Source organism: Candidatus Hydrogenedentota bacterium (genome assembly GCA_013359265.1).
Taxonomy (GTDB): Bacteria; Hydrogenedentota; Hydrogenedentia; order Hydrogenedentales; family SLHB01; genus JABWCD01.
On the sequence record JABWCD010000030.1, the window covers coordinates 43,409 to 68,617 of the forward strand.

Genomic DNA, 25,209 nt, shown 5'->3' on the forward strand with positions numbered 1-25,209 from the left:
GAAATTCATCGCGCACGCCATTTTTTCGTCAATGCCGTCAACGTACGAGGGATACGCCATGCGACCCTTTCTCCGCGTGTCAGGAATAGTGTTGGGCGCAATCCTGGCTGGAGCGGTGGTTTACCTTGGCGCCCGTACGAACCCGCGCGTGAGCGTACCGCAAACGCCGGAGTTTGCGGCGCCCGTATCGGAATCGTCCGCGCCCAAGCAAGCGTCGGCGCGGACCGTCCCGGCTAGACAATCGCGCGTGCAACCGGTCCCATCAAGCCCTCAACCCGTGCCAGTGGCAACAGAGTCCTCGCGCCCTAACCTTACCGGCACTTGGGAACTGTATCTGGAAAGGGAGGAAGGCGAGGTCCACGCCGTGGGTCGATTCACCTTGAAGCAAGACAATGACGGTATCTCCGCCAAGTCATCTCACCACGGCAATGCATGCAGTGTTCTCCTGGAAGGTATGCAGTTTGAACTTTTCGAGGCCATTCAAGGTATCCGCACGCGTACGTTCGTAGGATCGTTGAATCACTCGAATACCGAGGTTGAGGGCGAGTATGAAGGGCAAGCAGCGCGGCTTGTGCGGCTCCCGGAGGATTTCCTGGCGAGGGAAAAACAGGAACTACAACTACGGAAGAGGCGGTATGCAGACGGCAGGATCGTCTACGATGCCATAAAGCGGTTTGCAGACCGGAACGGCGGCAAAATGCCGACATCGCTTTCGCAACTTACACCGGAGGATTTGGCGGACCAGTCACTTTTGGCAAGTTCTTCCGAACGCAGAATCACGTATAACGGGGGAGACATGGCCCAAACTAGTCGCGCTGCCGATCTTGCCCGCCAATTCAAGGAACAGGAAATATCGACGGAGGGGCTGCTGGAACACGAGCGCAAGCTACGGGAAATATGGGGGAGCGACGTCCCAATATCGTCTCCGGTAATTCGCATCGAATACGACAACCCTTCGTTGACCCTCGACGTTTCCATGTTCGGTTTGTTAAGTGCGGTCGAACCCGTTGCACGACCAAGCGAGGAGACTGCCGCCGTCACCGATGCGTTACGCGATCTTGAATTCAGTAACCTGAAACAACTCGGTCTTGCCTGCAAGATGTTCGCGAACGAGAACACGGGCCACCTTCCCGGCGGATGGCTCACGGTCTATCCGGAGTATCTGAAGGACGTCGCAGTTCTAAGGTCGCCGTGGGCGATCGAGGGGGCCGTCTCGTACGAGCTTCTGTTTCCGGGCCAGGCCGAACAGGACATGGAACGAATGGCGCGCCAGCTTATCCAAGACGGTTTGCTTGTGGTTGCAAACGCTTCAAACTATGAATCCGATTATGCAGGCTCGGGCGCTTTGATGCAGAGTATTGTCCCGATCGTCATATCGCGCGACAACCTGCCGGCCGATACGGAATACAAGCCCGCGCGGGCCGTGCTGTTTCTGGACGGGCACGTTGAGGCCGTGCCCCTTAGTGAATGGGACGCGCGGATCGCACCATTCGCTGAGCGCTAACCAAGGTTAATGCCTTCGCCCTTGTCCTCGCTTGGGGCCTTCCGGCCAACTATTGCAGACAATGTCTTAAACGCTTCCGTCAACTCGATGGGATAGAGCACAACGGTGTTCGACGCCGTCGGCCCGAGGCCGTCGATGGTTTGGAGCGTCCGCAGTTGCATGGCGCCGGGGCTGCTACGCATGGTTTCCGCGGCCTGGGCGAGGTTCAGCGCGGCGAGCTTGTCGCCTTCGGCCTTCGTGATCGTGGCGCGCTTTTCGCGCTCGGCGGAGGCCTGGCGCGACATCATGCGCTTCAAGTCTTCCGGTAATTCAATATCCAGCAGGCGAATCGAGTCGACGTGCAATCCCCAGTTCGACACGTGTTCCTGCACGATCTCCGCAATATGCTGCTGGATGCGCTCGCGTTCGGTGAGCAGTTCGTCGAGTGACAGTCCGCCCACGACGTCACGCAACGCCGCTTGGGCGTACTGCGCCATGGCGAATTGGTAATCCTGGACTTTGACTATGGCGCGCTCCGGGTCCGACACGAGGAAGAACAGCGCGCCGTCGATCTCCGCAGGGACGTTGTCCTTCGTGATGACCTTTTGTTTTGGCACGTTGAGCACCAACGTGCGGGTATCGATAAACCGGACCCATTCGATAATAGGGATGATATAAAAGATTCCCGGACCCCTAACCGCATGAAATTCTCCCAACCGAAGCACGATGGCACGTTCCCATTGCGCGGCCACGCGTATGCCGCTGATCAAAATTCGAAGCACGATTGCCACGACGATCAGTATCACAATGTTGGGCGGGGTCTGGACGGCCGGAGTTACAACGAAGTAAACCACAGGCGGGCCGAGGAGAACGAACAAGATAAGCGCCCGCAATGATAAGCCGAGCGACACGTGGCCGCGCGCAGGCTCCGCAAAATGCTTTCGGGGGGTACCCGACTGCATTTGCGACAGTTTTTCGAGGGCTTCACCAATATCCATAGCAATTCCCCCCCTTCACCGACTGCGGTGTTATCTTGTATTTCCGATGGCGCTTCGCGCGTCTCCCAATCTCAGTCCAATGCGTTGATCGTCTACCTTTTCCGTTCGAGAATCCACTCGATAACGGTTTCGTCGCCGTAGGTTTTGTCCCACGAATTGTGGTCCACTTCGGGGTATTCCGTGTACTCGATGTCGCCGCCGGCCTTCTTTACGGCATCGACCATCGCACGCGATGCGGTCGGGTTTACGATGCTGTCCGAGCCGCCGTGAAACACGCGGATGGGGACCTTTGCCAGGGCGGGCGCGTCCGTCGTCATTCCGCCGCCACAGATGGGGAGCAGCGCCGCGAACAGTTCGGGGTGCGCCGCTCCGTAGGACCATGTGCCGTAGCCGCCCATCGAGAGGCCGGTCAAGCAGACGCGCGACTTATCGATGGAATACTCCGCGAAGCCGCGCGCGATTGTCTCGTCGATGATGTCGTGCCGCGCGTTCCAACCGCTGTCGGCAGGGCATTGCGGCATGGCGACGAGGCACGGGAAGCGTTCCGGGTTTTTGCGAATCGCGCGGCCGATCCCGACATCCGTCTGTAAGAGGCCGTCGCTGCCGCGCTCCCCGCGCCCGTGAAGAAATACGATGAGCGGCCATTTCCGCGACGGGTCGTATTGGCGCGGGACATAGACGTTGTAGGCCAGTTGCTTGCCGCCCACGGTCATCGTTTTGTTTATGAACCCGGTCGGCGGCCCCATGTTGGTGATTCTCTCTTCCTGTATTGTCACACAACCTCCCAAGAGCGCAACCGCAACGAGCGCCATCGCCGGTACAATTCGATCCATGTAACACCCTTTCCAGTCTTATCGCTACGTCAACCGCGCCAGAACCTCATCGGCTGCGCGTTCGCCGGAGCGCACGGCGCCGTCCATGTATCCGCACCACTCGTCGCTGGTTTCCGTGCCCGCCCAATGAATTCGTCCGACGGGCGCGCGCAACGCTTTGCCGTAGGACGTCATCACGCCCGGCCCCATATACGCTTCGTAGCAGCCACCGGACCATTCCTCTTCGAGCCAGTTTTTCTCGATGTATTCCTTCGGTTGGGCGGCCCTGTCTCCATAGCACTCGACAAACTGCTTCAGAATCGCGTCGCGCCGTTCGGCGGGCGATTTTTCCGTCCACGCGCGCGCGGCATCGCCTGCGATGAAACCGATGAGCGAGCCCTCCGCGCTTCCCTCCGGCGTATCGTCAAACGCTGCGCACAGCGGCCCGTCGTCCGAGGCGATCTCCCCCGAGAATCCGTCGCCGCGCCAAAAGGGTTTGTCGTAGACCATGATGCACTTGATGATCGAACCCATTGGCATGCGCTGGGTAAGTTGCGAACGCAATGCAGGCAGCGACGGGTCGTACGCGATGCGCCCTGCGAGGAACGGCGGCACGGCAACAATTGTGTATGCGCCGTTGTATTCGCCGGAGTCCGCAATCACCTTCACGCCGTCGCCGCCGTGCCGAATTGCGCGGACAGGGCTGTTCAGCCGCAGCCCATCGCCGAGTTGCGCGGCAAGCCGATCCGAGATTTGTTGTGTGCCGCCATGCACGCGCGTTTCCTGCGCACCGCCGGTGATTCCGATCAGCTTCTCCAGCGACCCGCCCGATCGCAGATAGTAGAGGAAAAACAAGAACGAGATATCGCCGGCCTCCGCGCCAAACACGGATTGCGCGACGATGTCGAGCAGCGCTTGCGCCTTCGACGTGCGCAGGTACTGCCGCTTCCATGTCTCGAGCGTGACATTGTCCCACGCTTGCGCGCGTTCCGCAGCGTACGGGGCGTCCAGCGGTATCGTCTTGGCAAACTTGTCCAACTGCGAAAACATCCGCGCAAGGTCGAGTTTTGCCAGAAGGGGCAGTGCCGGAATGTCGCCTTCGTACGTCCGCAGTTTGCCCTCGATTTTCAGAATCTTCGTGCCCGCGTGGGGCTGCTGATACGTCCGCAAACCAAATTCATTTACCAAGGCCAGCATGCGGTCTTGGCCCGGCCCGATCCATTGCCCGCCTACGTCGAGCATCTCGCCGCTCTGCGTCGCCTGCGCGAGCGTGCGGCCGCCAACGCGGTCGCGCGCTTCGAGCACAATGACGGATTTCCCTTTTCGGGCCAGCTCGCGTGCGGCGGTCAGCCCCGCGAGCCCTGCGCCGACGACGATGACATCCGCGTGCGTGCGCGGTGCGCCTTGCGCGTGCGCCGATCGGCTGCCCGCCGCAATTCCCAACGCGGCGGCATTGCCCAAGAATTGTCGTCGTGATTGTGGCATTTGACTCGTGTTCCCCCGGGTTCCCCGACAGACTCGCGTTGGCTAACACAGCCCGCGCCGCGCTAGTATACCGGGCTTCACCGCTCGCAATACACGCACAAACATGCCACCACAACCCACAGCCGCGATTTTGACCGCACTCGACGTAACCAAGAGCTTTGGCGCGCAACCTGTCTTGGATCGCGTGTCGCTTACGGTCCACGAGGGCGATCGCATTGGTTTGATAGGCCGAAATGGCTGCGGCAAATCGACATTTCTCTCCATCATCGCCGGGTCCGAGTCGGCGACCGATGGCAAGATCACGCGGCAGGATGGGCTGCGTGTCGTCATGCTGGGGCAACTGCCGTCTTCGTCGGCATCCGACTCGGTTGGGGACGTGCTTTCGCGCGCGGCTGAAGACGTGCGCGCACTGCTTGCGAGGTATCACGCCACGATGGACCGCCTCGCGGCGACGCCTCACGATTCGCCCGAGCATGCGAAGCTGGGACGGCAGGCCGCGTTGCTGCAGCACGAAGTCGAGATGGCCGACGCGTGGAACCTCGATGAGGACATCAAACGCGTCACGGTTGCGCTCGATTTGCCCGCCACCGATCGTTCTGTCGCGACACTCTCCGGCGGGGAGCGCCGGCGCGTCGACCTTGCAGCGGCGCTTGTGCGGCACCCGGACCTGCTGCTGCTCGATGAACCGACGAACCATCTCGACGTCACCAGCGTGCAGTGGATAGAGGATTTCCTCGCGGCATATACGGGAAGTTGCATCCTTGTGACACACGACCGCTACTTTCTCGATCGGGTTGTGAACCGCATTGTCGAATTGGAGCACGGCCGCGTTACGGGCTATCCGGGCAATTACGAGCGGTTTCTCGAATTGAAGGCGGAGCGCGAGGCGCACGACGCGCGCACTGAAGCGAACCGCCGTTCGCTGTTGCGCCGCGAACTGCAGTGGCTCGTCCGCCAACCCAAGGCGCGTGGCACGAAGGCAAAGTACCGGGTCGATCGCTATTACGAAATCGAGGCGCAAGGGCCCGTCGAACGCGACCGGGAGTTTTCGTTTGATATCCCGCAAACGCAGCGGCTAGGCAAGACGGTAATCGAGGCGAAGAAAATCTCGCGCATTGCCGGGGGCGAAACGCTTTTCCGCGATTTTTCGCTCATATTGCAGCGCGGGATGCGAGTCGGCGTGATGGGGCCGAACGGATGCGGCAAGACGTCGCTCGTGCGTGTGTTGATGGGCATCGACGCACCGGACAAGGGCGAAATCGTCCACGGGGAGACGGTCGAGTTTCTCTATGTCGATCAGTCGCATGACGAAGTTCCGCCGGATCAAACGATACTCGATTTTGTGTCGAACGGCGTTACCGACATCGAGATCGGGGGTAAGCGCATGCACGTGCCTGCGTACCTCGAACGGTTCCTGTTCGATCGCGCGGCGTTGCGAATGCCGATGGATCGCCTCTCGGGCGGCGAGCGCAACCGGCTCGATATCGCGAAGAAATTGCTGCGCGGGGGAAACGTGCTCGTGCTTGACGAGCCGACGAACGATCTCGATTTGCAGACCCTGCGCGTGCTCGAGGACGCGGTGATCGCGTTCGACGGTTGCGCGATACTCGTGAGCCATGATCGTTACTTTCTCAACCGTTTGTGCACGCACCTCGTCGTGTTCGAACGCGGGCGCGGTCTCGTGCAGATCGCGGGCAACTACAACGATTACCTCCGGTGGAAGGAAGAGCAGGCACCGGTCGAAGCGCCGGCGGAAAAGGAACGCAACAAACCGCCGAGAGTGTCGGCCGAACCCGGCAAGCGTAAGCTTTCGTACCGCGAGCAAAAAGAACTCGAGGGAATGGAAGCGGCTATCCACCAGGCGGAGGCCACCGTCGCGCGTTTGGAGGCGCTGGCCAACGATCCCGCGACGTACCAGCAAGGCCGCGATCACGCTGGAAAAATTGCCGCCGACCTCGCGGCTGCCCGCGCGGACGTCGAGCGCCTCTTTGCCCGGTGGGCGGAGTTGGAGTCCGTGCTACACTAGCGTTGCGCTGCGGCGATGCGCATACTTTTACTGAAAAGCGAGGAGACCCACTCCGTTGGACGCACCTGCGACGGTATCGGACCCGGCGGCGCCAGCGCGCTTGGCGCGCCCCATTTGCCCGGACTGTAATGCCGAGTTGCGCGGAAAGCACATGGGCAGGATCGCGCTGCATTTTTGTCCTGCGGGCCACGGCGCCGCGATTGACGGCGCAACCCTTGAAGCGCACGAGCACCGCCATACGCGGCAGTGCGGAATGCACGAGGCTGTCCACAGCGCACCCGCTGCCGGTGCGCACTGCAAGTCGCGCATGTCGCCGTGGTATCCCGGACGCATGATGGAGCTTCGCCAGGTCGAAGGCGTGACCATCGACTACTGCGCCGTCGAACGTGGCGTATGGCTCGATGCGCCCGAGATTCTCGCAATTATCAATGTGATGCGCCGTCGTGAGAGTGCGCGCGTGCGCAGCAACTTGACCTACGACGGGCCGGGAGATGTTCTAAGCGAGGTTGCCGCCGAGATCGCGATTCATACCTCTGACGCATGGGGTCCGGCGGCTGTCGATGTCGTCGTGAACGTCGCCAAGGGCGTGGGCGAGGCGTCATATTACATCGTCGAAGCGGCGGGCAGCGGCGTCGAAATCGCCGGGGAAGTCGCCGGTGGCATCATCGAATTCATCGCGGACGCCCTCGGATAAAGGTAGGGGGCGCCGCGTAACCCTTAGTCGCGCGACTGGATTCGACGATGGCGTGAAAAGATAATGAACTTGCGAGTAGGCCAGCGCTTAAAGAGCTTGTTCTGGGACAATGAGTACGACATCAATGTTTACGAACAAGTAAAGTTCGTCGAGGCATACAAAGACTACACGCCGCCGTTTCCGCTGATTCCCGAGCTGCGTTCGTCGTTGCGCGTCATTCCTCCAAAATTCCTCATGGGCCTGAATCGTATTGTGCTAACAAACACCGGAGCGCTTCCCCGCCGGCGTAGACGAGCCAAGACGTATAGCCGAAAACGTACGGTGAGAATTCCGGATGCCATTGGCCTATACCACCCCGCGTGGAATGGTGAGGCCCCATACATCGAAATCTTCGTAAACAAGGCCGTAATTATGGGTGCAACTCGATACTACTCGCAGCATCTCACCATTCTTGCACTCTCCAGCGTACTCTTCCATGAAATCGGCCATCACATTCACTTCACAAAATATCCGGAACAGGGCGAATGGGAGAGAATCGCGGAGAAGCACCAGAAGAAATATACAAAGCGCCTTTTGTGGCGGCAATCATTCCGACATCCTGTTGCCTTGGCCAGCTTTCTCACTGACGTTGATCTATTCTCTCGATTGTGGAAGCGGCGAAACGAACTGGCCTACTCCCTTGTGGAGTTTCGGAAGGTGCTAAAGAAGAAGCGTCTGTCGAAGCGAAAACGGCGTTAGGCCGCATGGCAGCTTTTCTTGCCTGCTTCGCAAACGCCCAGTAAACTAGGTGCCGTAACATTCGTCGGTAATCTCGTGTCTTCCTTGAGTCGCGTTTCGAAGGGGTGCATTTCATGGGCTATTTCATTACGGGGGCGACGGGCTTCATCGGCGGTGAGTTGGTGGGCCTGCTGGCTAAGCGCAAGGGTACGATCTATGCGCTGGTGCGGCCCGAATCCGAGCATAAGCTGGACGCGCTGCGGAAGAAGCTGGGCTTGAAGGCGGACCGTCTTGCCGCCGTGCGCGGCGACCTGACCAAACCCCACCTTGGCGTGCGCAAGGACGTAATGACCAAGCTTGAAGGGAAGGTCAAACACTTCTTCCACGTTGCGGCGCACTACGACATGATGAGCGACGACGAGGAGCTTCAAATCCATGTGAACGTCGAGGGCACGCGCGAGGCGATCACGCTTGCCGAGGCAATCAAAGCAAAATGTTTTCACCACATGAGCAGCGTTGCCGTGGCGGGCCTGTTCCAAGGTTATTGGCAAGAGGACATGTTCGAGGAGGCGGAGGAGTTCGACCAGCCGTACTTCAAATCGAAACGCCTTGCGGAAGGCGTTGTGCGCGCGGAGTGCAAGATTCCGTATCGCATCTACCGCCCCGGCATTGTCGTCGGCAACTCGAAGACCGGCGAAATACCGAAGGCCGATGGGCCGTATTACCTGTTCAAGTTCCTGCAGCGCGTGCGCAATGCGCTGCCGTCATGGGTGCCGCTGGTCGGTCTCGAAGGCGGGCGCATTAACATCGTGCCGGTTGATTACGTTGTCGCCGCTACGGACTACCTTGCGCACAAGGGCGGGCTGAACGGCCGCACATTTCATCTCACCGATCCGCAGCCGTACCGTTCCGGCGAGGCGCTGAACATTTTTGCGAAAGCGTCGCGCGCGCCGCAGTTCGCCATGCGCATCGACGCGCGCATGCTCGACATCATTCCGAAGAACATGCGCGATTTGATTCTGCAGTTGCCGCCGGTGAAACGCCTCATCGAGTCGATTCTGCGCGACCTCGGCGTGCCCAAGGAAACACTTCAGTACATCAACTATCCGACGCGATTCGATTGCCGTGATACGCAACGCGCGCTCGAGGGTTCGGGCATTGCCTGCCCGCGGCTGGACACGTACGCGCCGGCCATTTGGGATTATTGGGAGCGCAACCTCGATCCGGACGCCAACCGGGACCGCACGCTCGCGGGCGCTGTACACGGAAAGGTCGTCGTGATCACCGGCGCATCCAGCGGGATCGGCAAGGCCACGGCGCTGAAGGTTGGCGCAGCCGGAGGTATCGTTTGCCTTGTTGCGCGCCGCGAAGACATGCTCAAGGAAGTACAAAGCGAGATTAAGGCGGCGGGCGGCGAAGCGCACGTGTATCCCGTCGACTTGTCCGTGTTAAAGCACTGCGACGAGGTACTCGAGAAGGTGATGGCGGACCATGGGCGCGTCGATATCCTTATCAATAATGCGGGCAAATCGATTCGCCGTTCGATCAAGCAGTCGTACGAGCGATTCCATGATTTCGAGCGTCTGATGCAGATCAATTACTTCGCCGCGGTGCGCCTCATTATGGGCGTGCTGCCGCATATGTCGGAACGCAGGCAGGGCCACATCATCAACGTGTCCACACTCGGCGTCCTTGCAAACTCGCCGCGCTTCTCCGGCTATATCGCGTCGAAGGCCGCTCTCGACGCCTTCGCGCGCTGCGTGCAGGCCGAGTTCCTCGACAAGGACGTGAAGTTCACGACGATCAACATGCCGCTCGTGCGCACGCCGATGATCGATCCCACGCGCCTGTACGAACATGTGCCCGCGCTTACGGAGGCGGAAGCCGCGGACATGCTGGTCGAAGCCATCATCTATCGTCCGAAACGCATTGCCACGCGGTTGGGCGTGTTTGCGCAGGTCATGACGACGCTGCTGCCCGGCCTCTCGGACGTGGTGCTGAACACCGCGTACAAGCTGTTCCCGGATTCCGCGAAGGCGAAGGACGAAGCGGAGCCGAAGGACGACGCCGTTTCGCCCGAGGCGATGGTGTTTGCCGCGTTGATGCGCGGGATACATTGGTAGGAACGCGAAGCGGAGCTTCGCGTTAATTGCGTTCCCAAGCCGGAGCTTGGGAACGAGAACTCAAACGAGAACTCAACGAGAACGTTGGGAGTTGATTGTGGACAAGCCAACACCGTCGGCGCGGGAGCAATTCAGGGCGCTCGATAAGACAATACCGTTCTCCGGCCCGGAAGCAATCGACGCGGCATGCCTCGAATGCTTCGAGTACGAATACGCCGACAAGCCGGTCGCGCAGCGCGTCGATATCGTGACCACCACCGACGAGTTTACGTCGGTGTGCCCTTTCTCCGGTCTACCTGATTTTGCCACGGTGACTATTACGTACACCCCCAACCGCCACTGCATCGAACTGCGCTCGCTGAAGTATTATTTGATGTCCTACCGAAACGTTGGTATCTGGTACGAGCACCTCGTCAATCGAATGCTTGACGACCTCGTGAAAGCGTGCAAACCGAAATGCATGAAGATCGAGATCGCGTGCAAACCCCGCGGCGGCCTGTCGTCTACCGTCAGCGCGAACTGGAGCGAAACATAGCCGCCGTCCTACTCTTGCTTTCCGACCCCTAACGTCCTCGCTTCGCGACTTCGCTACTGGCTGTCCCAATCCGCGAATCGCCTCCGCACGAGAAGGTATAGGAAGAAGGGCGCGCCGACGATTGACGTGATGATACCAATCGGCGTTTCGCCGGTCATTGCTTTGCGTGCGATGATGTCGCACAAACATAAGAATGCGCCGCCCGCGACCATGCTCATGGGCATGAGCACGCGATGGCGCGAGCCGGTGATTGTCCGCACGGCGTGCGGTACCACGAGGCCGACAAACCCGATGGGTCCGACTTTCGACACGATGACGCCGGTCATGATCGAGCAGACGAGAAACGTTGTCACTTGCAGCCGGCGCACGTCCACGCCGCGGCCCGCGGCAAGATCCTCGCCGAACCCCAATTGATCGAAGCGGGCCGCCTGCGCGAGGAGGACTAGCGCGCACGGGACGATGCCAATGAGCAGCGTCCACACCGGCTCATACCCGATGAGGTCGACGCCGCCCATGAGCCAGCGGTCCATGTTGATGAGTTGCTCCGGTTTCGCAAGATAGCGCAGGAACAAGATTCCGGAGTTTGCGAGCAATCCCAGCGTCACTCCCGCGAGCAGTAGCACCAGCGGCGACATGCGCCGCGCGCGGGTGGCCATCGCGTATATGATCAAGACGTCGAGTGTCGCCGCGGCGAACGCGGCAACCTGCACTAACGAGTAGCCAAGCACATTCATCGCCGTGCCCGCGCCGAGCACGGTTGCCGTGTATGCGCCAAGCGCGGCGAAGCTATCAATGCCCAGCGTATACGGCGTCGCGAGCGGATTGCGCAACAGCGCCTGAAACGCGCACCCGGCCAGGGCAAGCCCTGCGCCTGCCAGCAAAGCGAGCAGGGTGCGCGGCAGGCGCAGTGTCAGGACGATATTAAGTTCGCGCGCGCCGGCAAGGTCTGCACCGGATCGCCATTGGGTGAACGCGTCGCGCAGGTCGATGGATTCCGTGCCGATCGCAATACTCGCGAGCACGAGCGCCGCGCACACGATTGCGCATAGTAGAATCGCTACCGCGCGCGACTTCATTGCCGGGGCTCCGCGAGCGCATCGACGGTCACCAGCGGCGTACCCGTCAGCGGGTGCGCGCACACACGAATTGCCGCGCCGTACGCTCGGGACAGCAGCGGCTCGGTAACGACCTCGCCGGCGCAGCCCGAAGCCAGGATGCCGCGCGACGCGCAGCCCAACAGCAGGATGCGATCGCAGAACCGCGCGGCGAGGTTGATGTCGTGCGTCACCACGGCGATGCCGCGGTGGTCGTTCCGGATCCGCCGCAACAGGGCGAAAATTTCGATCTGGTGGTGAATGTCGAGCGACGAGGTGGGCTCGTCCAGCAACAGCGCGCGCGGCTCTTGAGCGAGCACACTTGCGAGCAGCACGCGTTGGCGCTCGCCGCCGGATAACGATAGAAAGTCCCGATCGCGCAGCGTCGCCGTCTCCGTCTCGGTCAGGCAGCGGTCCGTCACGGCGCGGTCGTGCGCGCTCAAGGTCCCAAACGCGCCGACGTGCGGAAACCGCCCCAGACCCACGGCCTCGCTCACGCGCATCGAGAAGATAGGGTTCACCGATTGCGGCAGAAACGCGACGATACGCGCCCGTTGCATAGGCCTGAGCGCGTTCGACGCGAGGCCACCGATTCGGACGGTACCGGTCACGGGTCGCAGTGCGCCCGACATCAACTTCAACAGCGTACTCTTGCCGCAGCCGTTTGGGCCGACAATGCCGACAAGTTCGCCATCGCCCAGTGACGCCGTCACGTTCTCGAGCACAGACTTTCCCGATTCGTACGCAAACGAGATCGAGGACATTTCGATGAGCGGCGTCACAGCTCTTTCTCACCGGCTGCGGGATGGAGCATCTCCGAGAGTTGTTTCGCGATAAGCCCCACACGTGGCCCGGGCCGAAGCCCATACGATTCGAGGAAGAGGTGCACGCGCCCGTTCTGAACCGCGGGCACGGTGCTTAGCTCGTCCCAGTCCGCAATGTAGCGGGCCTGCTCCTCGGGCGAAAGATTCTCGCCCGCGTGAAACTCGACGATCACATCCGGCGCGCGCGCCACGACACTCTCCTTCGACGCCTCGAAATACGGGTTATCGGCGTCGTTGAAGATATTGTCGCCTCCGGCGATGTCCGTCAACTCGGACATGAACGACAGGCGCCCCACGGTAAACAGATTGTTGAGGTCGTGGCTCTGGCGCGTGTTGATCAGGAGCACCTTCGGCCGGGGTTTTCCCCGCGTGGACTTGCGCACCGCGTCGAGATCGGCGTCGATTCTTGCGCACAGTGCTTCCGCCTGCTGCGCGCAATCGAGCGCGTCGCCGATCGCGCGGACACTTTCATGGATCGACTTCACGTCATCCATGTGCGCGTTCAGAATACGATACCCATTCTGCTGCGCGAGGGCCGCCAACTTTTCCATCTTTCCCGGAAGGATGATCAATTCCGGTGCAAGCGCGGTAATTGTCTCGAGGTCGGGGTCGAGATACCCGCCGACACGTTGAATCGATTTGGCCTCCGGTGGGTAATCGCAAAAATCCGTGACGCCGACGATGCGATCGCCCTGCCCAAGGGCGAAGACGGTCTCCGTGATGTTAGGACCAAACGTGATGATTCCCTTACGGGCAGACGCCCGACTGCTTCCTGAGGAATCGCAACCCAGCGACGCGACGGCCTGCAGCAGGAAGAGCGCCAGCCAGAACCCGATTTTTTTGCGTGTGCGGCCTGTTTGCGCTGGCATACGCGGTTGCGCGGCTAGCCGCGCAACTGCCCGATGCGCACGGCCACATCGGTTGCGAAGCGGCGGATGAGTTCCTGCGCGAAATCGGCCACGTCCATGTCATCGTCGGTAATGAGCGGTGTGAGGTCCATGCCGAAGGTAATGCCGGTCGTCTTGTCGGTCGCATGGGACGCATGATAGGTCGCATGCGCGCGGCGGCGGCCCATTGTGGCAAGGTCGTAGCGTTTGCCGCCGGCGATCTGCGAATCGAACACGCCGAGCAGCGCCATCTGAAGGTTCTCGTGTGCCGAGCAATCGAACGCGACTTTGTCGCTGTCCACCATCCAATCGAGATCGCGCCACACCTCGCAGCCGTACAGCGCCTTTGGGCGGTCCTTCTTTGGCAGCGAGCGGATAGCCTCGATGACCTTCAGCGTGACGCCGATATGGGTCTCGTGTTTGTCCGTGAGGTTGTGCGTATAAACGACTTCCGGTTTTGCGAGCTTCAGGATTTTTGCGAGGTCTTCGACGGGCCGCTTGTCGCCACCGTCTTTCACGGCCTTGCTGGGATAGTCGAGCAGAATTTGCGACCCGTACTCACCGACGACAGCCGCCTTCTTCTGTTCGATCACGCGCACTTCGCGCATCTGTTCGTCGGTGTACTCTTTGTATACGTCATCGCGCGGCGAACCGCTGCCGTTGGTCACGACGATACCGCAATACCACTTGCCGGTCTGCTGAAAGCACTTAACGATGCCGTCGTACGCCATGATCTCGATGTCATCCTGGTGTGCGCCGACCGCCATGTGGGTGGTGCGCGCCAGCGCCGCCTCGGCCTCCAATCCGTCCGGCACGAAGAACTGCGCCGAGGTCATGTTGAATTCAATGGGCACTATCAGTCTCCAAGTACGGGTCCGGGGGATTTCCCCAAGCGTTTTACCATATATACGGTGGTCAATGCGCGTTTCTGGTCCGATGAAAACAAGAACTCGCGCTTGGCGCTCTTGACCCGATAGCCCAGTTTCTCGAACATCGGCTCGACCCCGAGCTCGGCGACCGTTTGGAGAGTAATTTGCTTTGCGCGGTCTCGCCGGGCGACGTCCTCGAGTTCCAGCACCAACGCGCGCGCGACGCCGTTTCCGCGGTGTTTGGCATCGACGACAAGGTTGAACAAATGGAGCCGCCCACCGCGCACGCGGTACGTGACGCTGCCGACGATTCGCCCGGCGGCGACGGCCACCAATCCCCGGCAGCCGCGAACGCTCAAGTCCTCCGATTTAACCGGGGGCGGGTGCGGACCGATTCGCTTTCGAACGTCGCGCGCGCCCGCGTTCACAAGCCGTTCGATCGCCTCGCGATCCTCGCGTGCCGCCTCCCGAATGCGCACGCTTTTCAAATCTGCTGGTCCTCTTTCGTGTTACAGCGCGGGCAAACTTGCCGCAGCTATCGATTGCCCGACGCGCCGCGCCTTTTCGTCCGGCAACTGGACCTGAACCCGCTCCGCCAGCGCCGGAAATTCCGTGTTGATGACCTCATGCGCTCCATCGACAATCAGGTCGCCACCGCGGCCCGACGTGCAGCGTCCGAGCACGAGCACGTGTTTCAGGTCGTAGAAGTCGGCGTAATGCGCGAGCCCGTACCCCATGTACACGCCCATTGTGCGCCAGATATTCTCGGCGCCTTTGTCGCCTGCCTCCAACTTCTCCTGCACAAACTTCAACTTCTCCGCGTCCGTCACGTCCGGCGGCAGAGAAATACCCGCGGCGGGTGCGAGACGAAACACGCACTGCTGGGAAAAGTAGAGCGCGCCGACGCCGCGGTCGCCGCTCCATTCGTCCGCCGGCGCGGCAGGATTGTAGTCGATCGGCGCGAACGCCAACTCGTTCAGCCAGCCGGTGATGTTGCCGTCCATAGTGACGTAACCACCCGCCTCGCTCGACCCCAGCGCAATTCCGAGCACGCCGTTATCCTCGAGCGACATGGACCCGGCCAATGCCGTCACCTCGCCGTCGTTGACCACTTCGACCGGCACGCCGAACTCCTTGCGTATTCGCAGGAAAATGTCGTGTACTTCGCCGAAGCGGTCCTTTGGCACCGAACGAAACAGCGACGCGATCATAGGGCGGCTGTTGATGATGACACCGGCGCTGCTTCCGCCAATTGCGTCTACGCGCGGCAATTTCGACGCGGCCGACTTCAGCGCGGCAAGTATTTCGTTGTAGTGGTAGGAGGGGTCGCCGTGTTTGCGCGGTTCCCACACCACCTCCTCGCTGTAGATGGCTTCGCCGTTCACGACCGCGGAAACCTTGCGGTCCGATGCGCCCAGATCGAACCCGATGCGGTAGCCGTCGAGGTGCCGTCCCAGCGGACGCGTTGTTTCCTTTTCCGCCGGCACTTCGTCCGCGCTGCACGTAACGACGGTAAAGGTGCGTTCATATACGTCCTGTCCCATGAACTGGTAATCGAACGCGCGCGCGCCTTCGGGTGCGTACGTCGCGGCAATGTGTGCGCCGATCGATTTTGGCCCGCCGACGTACACCTTCCAACCGCCGCGCTGCCACAGTAAAAACTTTACGATTCGCTCGACGTACATCAGGTTCGCGCTTGCGCGGACGTGGCCTTCGGGAAACACGCGCGTCTCGAACCGCGACACCGACCCGTCCGCGCGCTCCAATCCGAGCACCAGCGGCACGCCCACGCCCGACTCGTCCACTTCCCGCGAGAACGCGCGGTTGGCGAGCACCGCCGGGCGGAACCCCTCGTCCAACACCGGGACGTGACTCGGTTTGACGAGTTGAAACGCTTTGGACATACGTAACCCTTCCGAAGATAAACGAGGATTGAAGATAGGTTTTATAGCAGTGTGACGCGCCCAGTCAAGTTGACCGCCGCAAAACTTGCCGAATCATGTATGTTTAATACCAAATCAGGCGCGGTCACGCATGGGAGCGCACACAAAGCGCACGGGAGAAGAGACAACGATGGAGACCGTCAACGGACCCACGGACCGCGGTGCGGGTGCGATCAGCATCCTTGCGCGCCGCGAAATCGAGGCGCGGATCGTCGGCCCAATCATCGAAGCGATGTCGCACGAGTTTGGGCGCGAGCGCGTGATTGCGGTTGTTCGCGAGACGATACTAAAGCTCGCTCGCGAGACCGGCGCCGGGCTGGCGCAGCATTCGGGGGGATGTTCGCTTGCGCACTTTGCGAACACCCTGACTTTGTGGCGGGCGGATGACGCACTCGATATCGACATGATCGAATCGACGCAGGAAACGTTGTCGTTCAACGTTACCCGCTGCCGTTACGCCGAGATGTACGAGGCGCTCGGCCTCCGTGAATTGGGCGGAATTCTGTCCTGCAGTCGCGATTACGCGCTGATCGAAGGGTTCAATCCGTCCGTCCAATTGACACGTACGCAAACGATCATGGAAGGTGCTACGCATTGTGACTTCCGGTTCGCCGACAAATCGTCCATAGCTGGGGCCTCATCGAAAGGAAACGAAACATGACTGATCGGATTGGACGGCGCACGTTTGTGAAGAGTGGGGCTGTTCTCGCGGCGGGGCTCGCCTCTTCGCGCGCCTATGGCGCAAACGAACGAGTGCGGCTCGGTTTCGTCGGCGTGGGTAATCGGGGCGGGCAATTGATCGGCGCCGCCTGCAACCATGCCGACGCACAGGCGGCCGCCGTGTGCGACGTGTACACGCCGTACCGCGACAAATGGGCGGCGCAGTTGAAGTGTCAGTCCTTTGCGGACTGGCGCGAGGTCATCGACAACAAGGACATCGATGCCGTCGTGATCGGCACACCCGATCATTGGCATGCCATCATGACGATCGCGGCATGCCGTGCGGGCAAGGACGTATACGTCGAGAAGCCGCTGTCCTTTACGATCGGCGAAGGCCGTCGCATGGTCGATGTCGCGCGGGAGACGAAGCGCGTTGTGCAGGTCGGCACGCAACGTCGTTCGTCCGCGATGCTCGCACAGTTGGGCGAACTGGTGCGCGGCGGCAAGGTCGGCAAGGTGACGGTGTCGCGCGCGTACCGCATCAGCAATATGGCGCCCGCAGGCATCGGCGCCGCGCCCGATTCCAGACCGCCGGCGGACCTTGATTGGAACATGTGGCTTGGTCCGCGGCCCGAGCGCGCCTTTAACGAAAACATCGCGCCGTACAAATTCCGCTGGTGGAAGGAATACTCGTCGCAGACAACGAACTGGGGCATCCACTACTTCGACATGCTGCGCTGGATCATCGGCGAGACCGCGCCTGCGTCCGTCAGCGCGCACGGCGGCGTGTTTGCGGTGAACGACGCGCGCACGATTCCCGACACGATGGAGTCGGTTTACGAGTTTCCAACCGGCCACCTCATGCTTTTCGGCCAGTACGAAGCCAGCGGGACCAGCATGTTTCCCTATGGTGAGTGCGAACTGCGCGGGACGGAGGGCACGGTCTACGCTGGGTCTCGCGGATACCAAATCCGGCAGGAATCGGGCGGCCAGTTCCAGGACTCCGCGCCGCGCGGCGAGAAACTGGAAGTGAAGGTGGACGAAGGCGACGTCACTGTCCAGCACATGCGCAATTTTTTGGACTGCGTTAAATCGCGCAGCAAACCGAATGCGGATATCGAGGACGGTCACCGATCGACGACGATCGCGCATTTGGGCAACATCGCGTTGTGGACCCGGTCGCGCATCGAGTGGGACCCCGTTGCGGAACGCATCACGAACAACGAGGCGGCGAACGCGTACCTTACATACGAGTACCGCAAGCCCTGGACGCTCGATTGAACGGAACTGGACCTACGTGCGGCGGCGTGCGGCAGAATTGCGAATGACGTCCCGCAGCACAATTTGTTCTTCGGTGGTCAGAAGGACGGCGGAATACACGACGAAGTCATGCCACGAAAACAGGAGCGTTTGCGCGTCGGCGATCGCCTGGACGGTCGCTGTCCGCTGCGCGGTAGGTTCCAGTTGTTGCATTTCGCCCAACAGCTCCGGCGCCTGCACGCGCACGGCGTCCTGATTGCCGCGAAGGACTTCAACTTCCCCTTGCAGCAGCACGCAGCCCGTGTTCTCGTCCTCGTCGCCCTGAACGAAGATTGCGTCACCGACCGCGAACTGGGCCGGCTGGCCAATCCAGAGCAGACACATGGCGATGCGCGCTCGCAACGGTTCGGGCAATTCGGTGATAAAGGGCAAAAGCAACAGCCGCTTGCGGTAGTCGGAAAGGGTCATAGCAACTCCTTTTCGTGCCGCTCCTATAGGACAACACTCTACCCGAAATCGGGTACGTATTCCAGAGGGTATGCTCTGCTACGTTGACCGGCACAGCCGGCCCCGGTACCTTGGCTCACATGAGTACCACTCCATTGCCCTCCGGACTTCGAGATATCGTGAGCGCAAAGCTTGCGCAAGCGATTCGCGAGGTCATGCTGCCGTCCGTTCACCATGCGGCCGCTATCAATACAATCGGGTGCCATCTGTTGTGCCACCTCACGGGACAAAATTATGAAGTCGTTGCCGGGTCGCTCATCGTGCGCCAGGGCGGTAATCCGATCGAATTGCGCGCGGACGTGTCAAAGGTCGAAGAAGACGAGTACTACCTGTGGATCGAGTTGCGTCACGCCGATGGCCGTGTCGAGTTGGTCGATTTCGCCGCGCCATACTGGAAAAATTGGGCCCTGGAGAACGGGGCGATTTGGCTCGGCCCGAATCCGGGGGTAGTTTGGGCCTTTGTCGACGAACTTGACGAGCACGTTGCGCGCTACACCCCTGACACCGAAATCACCAACATAGTTCGGGTCGCTCTCCACAATGCGTTTCGTTCGCCCAACCCGCCGGAACAAGTCGGGCAATGGGAGTCGGCGATTAATCGTACAATCGACTTGCTTGCGCTGGAGCCGCTTGCGCTGGAGCATCTGATCAAGGCGGGGGTCGCGGAACCTGCCGGTCCCTCGCGGAATTAGCGCGCGGCCACCCGCACGTCTTTCAGCACCAACTGTACGGTTGTGTCTCCGCGCCAGGTGTTCAGTTGAGGCGCAAACGCAATGTCGATCGCGTCCGCGCGGGTCAGCGCCGGAAGACGATCGGCCATGCGGAATCCAATTGCGTCAATGAGCTTCGGTCCATCCTTCACAACGACCTTGAGATGTCCACCGCGCAACTCGCGCCACGAATCGGCCGCGGCGCGCACACCATACGCGCAGAAGACCGGCGCGGGGTTGCCCTGACCGAACGGTTGCAGTTTGTCCAGCGTGCGCACGAGGCGCATGTCCATTTCCGTTAGCGATACCTGCGCGTCAATATCCAACACGCGGCGTAGTTCGCCGCGAGGAAGCGCGGCGCACGCCGCATCCTCGAAGGCACGCCGAAATGCGGAAAGCTTTTCTTCGCGCACCGTGAGCCCCGCGGCCATTGCATGGCCGCCGGACGCGTCGAGGTGTTCCTTGCAGGTCTCTATTGCGGACGCGATATTGAAACCTGCGATACTTCGCGCGGAGCCGCGCCCGACGCCATCATTGTCCATCGCTACGAGAATTACCGGCCTGTAATAGTGCGCCTGGATGCGACTCGCGACAATACCGATCACGCCGCGGTGCCACTCGCGGCTTGCGAGCACGATGCTGCGCTGCTCCGGGGCGAACGAATTCTTCAACATGGCGAGCGCCTCGGAAAGTGTTTCGCTCTCGATCGATTTGCGCTCCTCGTTGGCGGCGTCCAATTCTTCCGCCATGACGCGCGCTTCCTGCGCGGACTCTGTCAGCAGCAGCTCCAATCCAGTCAGCCCGTCGCCCATTCGGCCGCCGGCGTTGATGCGCGGCGCGATCTGGAACGCGATGTCTTCCGAACGGATCTCATCCACCGCGAGTTTGGCGATGGCCGCCAGTTCGACGAGGCCTACGCGTTTCGACGCGGCGGCGTGGCGTAGCCCCAGCGCGACGATGTCGCGGTTCTCGCCAATGAGCGGCACAACGTCCGCGACCGTGCCGAGCGCGGCCAAATCCAGGTCGCGCCATTCGCCGGTCAAGGCGTGCACAAGCTTGAGGGCGACACCGGACCCGCACAAGTTGGCGGCGGGATGATCGTTCGGCTCGCGCTTTGGGTTGATGACGGCGAGCGCGTCCGGTACGCCGTTTTCAATCAGATGGTGGTCCGTTACGATCGTATCGATGTTCAGTTGCTTCGCGCGGTCGAGCGCATCCAGCGCGGCGGTGCCGTTGTCCACGGTGATAATCAAAGACACGCCGAGACCGCGCGCCCATTCCACCCGGTCCGGGCTCAAGCCGTATCCTTCAACGAGCCGGTTCGGCATGCCGTACAGGCAGTGCTCTATTCCGTAACGGCGCAACCCGCGAATCAACAACGCGGTACCGCTGATGCCGTCGACGTCGTAGTCGCCGAAGACAAGTACGGTTTCGGCCCGCTCGCGCGCCGTGGCGATGCGATCGACGGCGCGCCGCATGTCGGTTAGAAGGAAAGGGTCGGAGAACAGCGATTCGCTGGGATTGAGAAAGCGCCGCGCTACGTCCACGGTTGTTGCGCCTCGCAACAACAGGACGCGAGCAACGGCGGGGGCGATATCCAGTGATCGAGCCAGCGCAAGCGCCTCTGCGCGATTATCGGGCGCGACACGCCACTCGCAGTTTCCCCTCGCGGCGTCTACCATCGTTGTTTCGCAAGCGCCACGATCGCATCGATGACGTCCGATGTCGCCATGTGCGACGTATCCAGCAATACAGCGTCCGGCGCGCGCCGTAACGGCGCGACGGTGCGCGTCATATCTTTATCGTCCCGCGCACGAATGTCTTCCTTGAGCGACGCCGCGTCGTATGCAATACCTTTCGCATCGAATTCGCGTCCACGCCGGCGCGCGCGCTCTTCGATCGAGGCGTCGAGATACACTTTGCACTTCGCCTTCGGGAACACCACCGTCCCCATGTCGCGACCCTCGGCCACTGTGCGTCCGCGCGCACCGACCGCCCGCTGCAATTCGACGAGGTGCGCGCGGACGTCGGGATTGTGATCGAGGCTCGCGATGTAACGGGTAACCTCCGGCGTTCGAATTTCGCGCGTCACGTCCTGGCCATCCACAAAAACGTGCTGCCCGTCGTCCAACTCCCGCGCATCGTACTGCATTGCCCGCGCCGCGCCCGCCAACGCGATGGCGTCTTCTAGATCGATGCCGCGCTGTAGCGCGTACCACGTTGCCGCGCGATACATGGCCCCGGAATCGAGGAACGCAAAACGCAGCGCATCGGCCACGCCGCGCGCGACCGTGCTTTTGCCGGCGCCCGCGGGCCCGTCAATGGCAAGAATGTCGGTGATTTCCGCTGGATTCATGTTTACCCAATCGATTATGCGCGGCCAACTGAAACGCGAATGTTACTGTACTTCCACGATACGCCCGGAATCGCGCACATACGTTTTCGTGGCGTGCGACAGCGGTGTCACCAAAACGGCCCCGCTCTTTGGGTTTGTTGTTTCGTTCAACAGGTAGACGTCGGCCAGTATTCTAACTCCGGCATCGAACGCGCCCGAGACCTTTGGAAGTTCGCCGGAGTCCGCTTCATCGTTTTCGAACGGGATTTGGAACTCCTTTCGCAGGCGGCCGGCCACATCGTTCATCGCATCGCGCGCTTTTTCGATGGTGCGTTTGTCGCGCTCCGCGCGCTCGACCCGGCTGTTAATCGTACGCAGCGCAACGCGCATGAAACCGCTTTGCAGCCGCAGCATTTGCGGGCTGTTCGGCGCATCGCCGCGATCGCGCAAGTGGGTAATAAGTTGCTTCAGAAACTGGACCATTGGCATTGCGGTCGTCATACCGCGGGCGCGCGCATTGGCGCCTTGCAGCAGCTTCACTTCGCTCTCGTGTTTCGCAATCAAATCGTGAAGATGTTCGCGCTCGCGTTTCCAGAGCCGCAGCCGGTCCCGCATATACTCCAGCGTCTGTGCGACCTTGGCGAGGTCCGCGCTGGGTGCGAGCAGGCGTTCGCGCAGCCCGGCAATTTCCTGCATCTCGTTATCCAGGTCGTTTTCCGCGCCGCCTTCGGAGGACAGTTGGGTGAAATCCGCGTGCACTTCGTTGAGGTCTTTCGCGGTTTCCTCGTTCGACTCATCGTCTTCTTCCCAAATCCTGCCTTCGTACCGCGCGAGACGTTCGACACGTTCCTCCGCCAGCGCGATAAGCGTCTGAAAGATGCTGGCAACACGATTGATTAGCGCCAACCGGTGTTGCGCATGCTGCAACTTTTCCGCGACAGGGTCCCCGCCGTCGTCGCCCAGCAGAAACGTCAGGGCGCAACGCGCGGCGTGCTCCGCCTCCGAATGCGCCAGCGCAACGCGTTCGCGCATGGCCGCCAAGTCGCGCTTCATCCGGTTCGCTTTCATCAGGAGACGCAACCCGTCGGGACCCGGATTTTCGCCGTAGTCCTGACAGGTGAGGTCCTGGCGCAGCACGATCGATAACCCGCGGTTGTCCGAACTACGGTAGTGGTCCGCGGCCAGTTGCCGCGTCACGTGGAAAACGCCGCCGTGCACGTCGCCCAATACGGTAATGACCGGCGCCTTGAACTCGCCCATGTTCGTGCTCGCCTCGACGCGGATTTCCGTCCCCGCGAACACCAGTTCGGGCGATTCGGCCGCCTTTCCGCAGACGCTGCCCCACTTCGAGATGACCTTCGATTTGACGAGGATGCCGCGCGCGCGAATATTGCCCTGCCGCACCACGACCATGCCGGAGATGTTTTCGCGCACTTCACAGTGTTGCGACGCGGCGACGCGGCCGAGCACAAACCCTTCGATGCTTACGCTGCCGTCCTCGACGACGACCGTGCAGTTTTCCGGCACCTGATCGAGTATCTTCAAGTGGCCCTTATCGTGAATCAATACGGGGCCGCGCACGTTGACCGGGATGCCGGCGAATATTTTGACATCGCGCGGGCGGGCCGCGGCGATCTGCTTGCTCGTAACAACGTGAAGGCGCGCCGATATCGTGGGAAGGCCGGGCGCGGGAGGCAGCGCCTTCGCCTGAATGGCGAGTTGTTTAGCATGGGGCACCAGCAGCGAGCGCAGGCGCGCGTACGATTCGGGCGCGCCCATCTTGTCGATGAGTTCCAGGACGACGATCCCAAACGTCACCTGGTCCCACGCTAACGATCGCACCCTGCCCGCCTGCAGGTCGTCGATGAATTCGCGAAGCGTCCACTGATGCCGGCGGCCCTCCGTATTGACATTTCCTACGTGAGGGCCGTTTGCCCATTTCTCGACGATCGACGGTATCGCCTCGCACTGCGCTTGGCGCTCCGCGTTGCTATCCCATGATCTGTGCCACGCCAGGCACAAGGCCGCGTCCTGTATGGCAAGGTGTTCCAACTCGTCCGGCCCGGCCTTTTGAACATATTCGATGAGTGCGTCGAGCATCGTCGCTAAAACGCCGCCGCCCGTTGGCCCGCGACCCCGGCGATCGATTCGGAAAACGGAGGGCGCAGCACCCCGCGTTCCGTAACAATACCCGCGATCAGCTCAGCGGGTGTTACATCGAACGCCGGACTGTACACTTTCACGCCGTCCGGCGCGGTCTGCCTGCCGAACGCGTGCGTCACTTCTTCGGCGCCGCGCAATTCGATGGGAATCTCGTCGCCCGAGGCGATCGAGAAATCGAACGTCGACAGAGGGGCCGCCACGTAGAAGGGCACGCCGTGCGCCTTTGCGATCAGGGCGACGTTATACGTGCCAATCTTGTTTGCCGCGTCGCCGTTCGCCGCGATGCGATCCGCACCCACGACGACAAGCTGTACGCGACCTTCGCGCATGACTTGCGCCGCGGTATTGTCGCAAATCAGCGTCACGTCAATTCCCGCGCGCATCAGTTCCCATGCGGTCAATCGCGCGCCTTGCAGCAAGGGCCGCGTCTCGTCCGCGAACACTTGGAACCGTTTGCCCAGTTCGTGCGCGCGAAACATCACGGCGAGCGCGGTGCCGTAGGACGACGTTGCAAGACCGCCCGCGTTACAGTGTGTGAGGACGCCGTCGCCGTTTGCGATGAGTTTCGCGCCGTGCTCGCCGATTGCCCGGCAGCGGCGCGTGTCTTCCGCGCAAATTTCGATGGCTTCCGCCTCGAGCCGCCTCTCGAGCGCAGCGCCGTCCAGATGCGCATGCTCCGCCGCGACGGTGCGCATGCGATCGAGCGCCCAGAAGAGGTTGACTGCCGTCGGCCGGGACGTGGCCAAGTGGTCCGCCGTTTCGTTTACGGTGCGCAGCACGTCGCCGGTAGACGTGCAACCCCGTTCGCGTATCCCGACCAAGACGCCAAATGCGGCGCACACCCCAATGGCGGGCGCGCCCCGCACGCGCAAGGACTTGATGGCTTCCCACACGGCTTCGACCGTTTCGAGTCGAATTTCTCGCAGCTCAGTGGGTAGGAAGGTCTGATCTATGATAAACAACGATCCGCCCGACCAGCGGACAGTCTCTGCCGGCACGAATGGTCTCCCCGTTACGCTCCGTCGGCAATGCTAACGCAGCGGAGCAGCGGATGCAATGGCCATGCGCGGCGCGGAGCCGGGCA

Annotated in this window: 23 protein-coding genes; 9 read left to right on the top strand and 14 right to left on the bottom strand. The window is 61.3% G+C overall.

Annotated elements, in window-relative coordinates:
- Positions 1–796 precede the first annotated feature (796 nt).
- Positions 797–1,504, top strand: coding sequence for a hypothetical protein (locus HUU46_21550; protein NUM56233.1), 708 nt, complete (start codon positions 797–799; stop codon positions 1,502–1,504).
- Here HUU46_21550 and HUU46_21555 read toward each other — a convergent pair.
- The 3 genes from HUU46_21555 to HUU46_21565 form a co-directional block, all read right to left on the bottom strand.
- A complete protein-coding gene (locus HUU46_21555; GenBank protein NUM56234.1) occupies positions 1,501–2,445 on the bottom strand; it encodes a slipin family protein in 945 nt (314 codons plus the stop codon). The genes HUU46_21550 and HUU46_21555 overlap by 4 nt on opposite strands.
- Positions 2,446–2,573: 128 nt before the next feature.
- Entirely contained in the window at positions 2,574–3,314 is a 741-nt protein-coding gene (locus tag HUU46_21560) for a dienelactone hydrolase family protein (GenBank protein NUM56235.1), read from the bottom strand.
- Between the two features lie 24 nt (positions 3,315–3,338).
- Entirely contained in the window at positions 3,339–4,778 is a 1,440-nt protein-coding gene (locus HUU46_21565; protein NUM56236.1) for a flavin monoamine oxidase family protein, read from the bottom strand.
- A 103-nt stretch (positions 4,779–4,881) separates the two neighbouring features.
- Here HUU46_21565 and HUU46_21570 point away from each other — a divergent pair, with 103 nt between their 5' ends.
- From HUU46_21570 to queF, 5 genes are all read left to right on the top strand, one after another.
- Entirely contained in the window at positions 4,882–6,804 is a 1,923-nt protein-coding gene (locus tag HUU46_21570) for an ABC-F family ATP-binding cassette domain-containing protein (GenBank protein NUM56237.1), read from the top strand.
- A gap of 55 nt (positions 6,805–6,859) precedes the next feature.
- Positions 6,860–7,498, top strand: a complete 639-nt coding sequence (locus tag HUU46_21575; protein NUM56238.1) for a hypothetical protein — start codon at positions 6,860–6,862, stop codon at positions 7,496–7,498.
- A 63-nt stretch (positions 7,499–7,561) separates the two neighbouring features.
- Positions 7,562–8,236 (top strand): hypothetical protein, encoded by a 675-nt coding sequence (locus HUU46_21580; GenBank protein ID NUM56239.1) that lies wholly within the window; start codon positions 7,562–7,564, stop codon positions 8,234–8,236.
- Between the two features lie 113 nt (positions 8,237–8,349).
- Positions 8,350–10,338, top strand: a complete 1,989-nt coding sequence (locus HUU46_21585; GenBank protein ID NUM56240.1) for an SDR family oxidoreductase — start codon at positions 8,350–8,352, stop codon at positions 10,336–10,338.
- Positions 10,339–10,489: 151 nt separating this feature from the next.
- Entirely contained in the window at positions 10,490–10,873 is a 384-nt protein-coding gene (queF, locus tag HUU46_21590; protein ID NUM56241.1) for an NADPH-dependent 7-cyano-7-deazaguanine reductase QueF, read from the top strand.
- A 53-nt stretch (positions 10,874–10,926) separates the two neighbouring features.
- Here the strand turns inward: queF and HUU46_21595 are convergent, their stop codons facing one another.
- Genes HUU46_21595 through HUU46_21620 form a run of 6 tightly spaced genes read right to left on the bottom strand, consistent with a single transcriptional unit; the run spans position 10,927 to position 16,451 of the window.
- Complete coding sequence (locus tag HUU46_21595; GenBank protein ID NUM56242.1) at positions 10,927–11,949, bottom strand: iron ABC transporter permease; 1,023 nt, start codon at positions 11,947–11,949, stop codon at positions 10,927–10,929.
- Positions 11,946–12,749: an ABC transporter ATP-binding protein gene (locus HUU46_21600; protein NUM56243.1), complete on the bottom strand. Its 804-nt coding sequence runs from the start codon at positions 12,747–12,749 to the stop codon at positions 11,946–11,948. Before HUU46_21600 ends, HUU46_21595 begins: the two co-directional genes overlap by 4 nt.
- Positions 12,746–13,660 carry an ABC transporter substrate-binding protein gene (locus HUU46_21605; GenBank protein NUM56244.1) on the bottom strand — a complete coding sequence of 305 codons (915 nt, stop codon included), beginning with the start codon at positions 13,658–13,660 and terminating at the stop codon, positions 12,746–12,748. The genes HUU46_21600 and HUU46_21605 overlap by 4 nt, the downstream gene beginning before the upstream one ends.
- Before the next feature lie 14 nt (positions 13,661–13,674).
- Positions 13,675–14,526, bottom strand: coding sequence for a PIG-L family deacetylase (locus tag HUU46_21610; GenBank protein NUM56245.1), 852 nt, complete (start codon positions 14,524–14,526; stop codon positions 13,675–13,677).
- Positions 14,527–14,534: 8 nt separating this feature from the next.
- Positions 14,535–15,026, bottom strand: coding sequence for a GNAT family N-acetyltransferase (locus HUU46_21615; protein NUM56246.1), 492 nt, complete (start codon positions 15,024–15,026; stop codon positions 14,535–14,537).
- Positions 15,027–15,056: 30 nt separating this feature from the next.
- Complete coding sequence (locus HUU46_21620; protein ID NUM56247.1) at positions 15,057–16,451, bottom strand: ROK family protein; 1,395 nt, start codon at positions 16,449–16,451, stop codon at positions 15,057–15,059.
- A 217-nt stretch (positions 16,452–16,668) separates the two neighbouring features.
- On the opposite strand from HUU46_21620, the gene HUU46_21625 reads away from it, so the two are divergent.
- Complete coding sequence (locus tag HUU46_21625; protein ID NUM56248.1) at positions 16,669–17,151, top strand: L-2-amino-thiazoline-4-carboxylic acid hydrolase; 483 nt, start codon at positions 16,669–16,671, stop codon at positions 17,149–17,151.
- Positions 17,148–18,431, top strand: a complete 1,284-nt coding sequence (locus HUU46_21630) for a Gfo/Idh/MocA family oxidoreductase (protein NUM56249.1) — start codon at positions 17,148–17,150, stop codon at positions 18,429–18,431. Before HUU46_21625 ends, HUU46_21630 begins: the two co-directional genes overlap by 4 nt.
- 12 nt (positions 18,432–18,443) lie before the next feature.
- Here HUU46_21630 and HUU46_21635 read toward each other — a convergent pair whose 3' ends face one another.
- Positions 18,444–18,878, bottom strand: coding sequence for a cyclic nucleotide-binding domain-containing protein (locus HUU46_21635; GenBank protein NUM56250.1), 435 nt, complete (start codon positions 18,876–18,878; stop codon positions 18,444–18,446).
- Between the two features lie 158 nt (positions 18,879–19,036).
- Between HUU46_21635 and HUU46_21640 the strand changes: the two genes are divergently transcribed.
- Positions 19,037–19,609, top strand: a complete 573-nt coding sequence (locus HUU46_21640) for a hypothetical protein (protein NUM56251.1) — start codon at positions 19,037–19,039, stop codon at positions 19,607–19,609.
- Here the strand turns inward: HUU46_21640 and recJ are convergent.
- The 4 genes from recJ to mtnA are packed head-to-tail and all read right to left on the bottom strand — an operon-like array spanning position 19,606 to position 25,123.
- Positions 19,606–21,309, bottom strand: a complete 1,704-nt coding sequence (recJ, locus tag HUU46_21645; GenBank protein ID NUM56252.1) for a single-stranded-DNA-specific exonuclease RecJ — start codon at positions 21,307–21,309, stop codon at positions 19,606–19,608. The two genes, HUU46_21640 and recJ, sit on opposite strands and share 4 nt — an antisense overlap.
- The gene (locus tag HUU46_21650; GenBank protein ID NUM56253.1) at positions 21,303–21,983 is read right to left on the bottom strand and encodes a (d)CMP kinase; all 681 of its coding nucleotides are present in this window, start codon (positions 21,981–21,983) and stop codon (positions 21,303–21,305) included. The genes recJ and HUU46_21650 overlap by 7 nt, the downstream gene beginning before the upstream one ends.
- A 42-nt stretch (positions 21,984–22,025) precedes the next feature.
- Positions 22,026–24,062, bottom strand: a complete 2,037-nt coding sequence (locus HUU46_21655; protein ID NUM56254.1) for a hypothetical protein — start codon at positions 24,060–24,062, stop codon at positions 22,026–22,028.
- Between the two features lie 5 nt (positions 24,063–24,067).
- Positions 24,068–25,123 carry an S-methyl-5-thioribose-1-phosphate isomerase gene (mtnA, locus tag HUU46_21660; GenBank protein ID NUM56255.1) on the bottom strand — a complete coding sequence of 352 codons (1,056 nt, stop codon included), beginning with the start codon at positions 25,121–25,123 and terminating at the stop codon, positions 24,068–24,070.
- Positions 25,124–25,209: the final 86 nt, after the last annotated feature.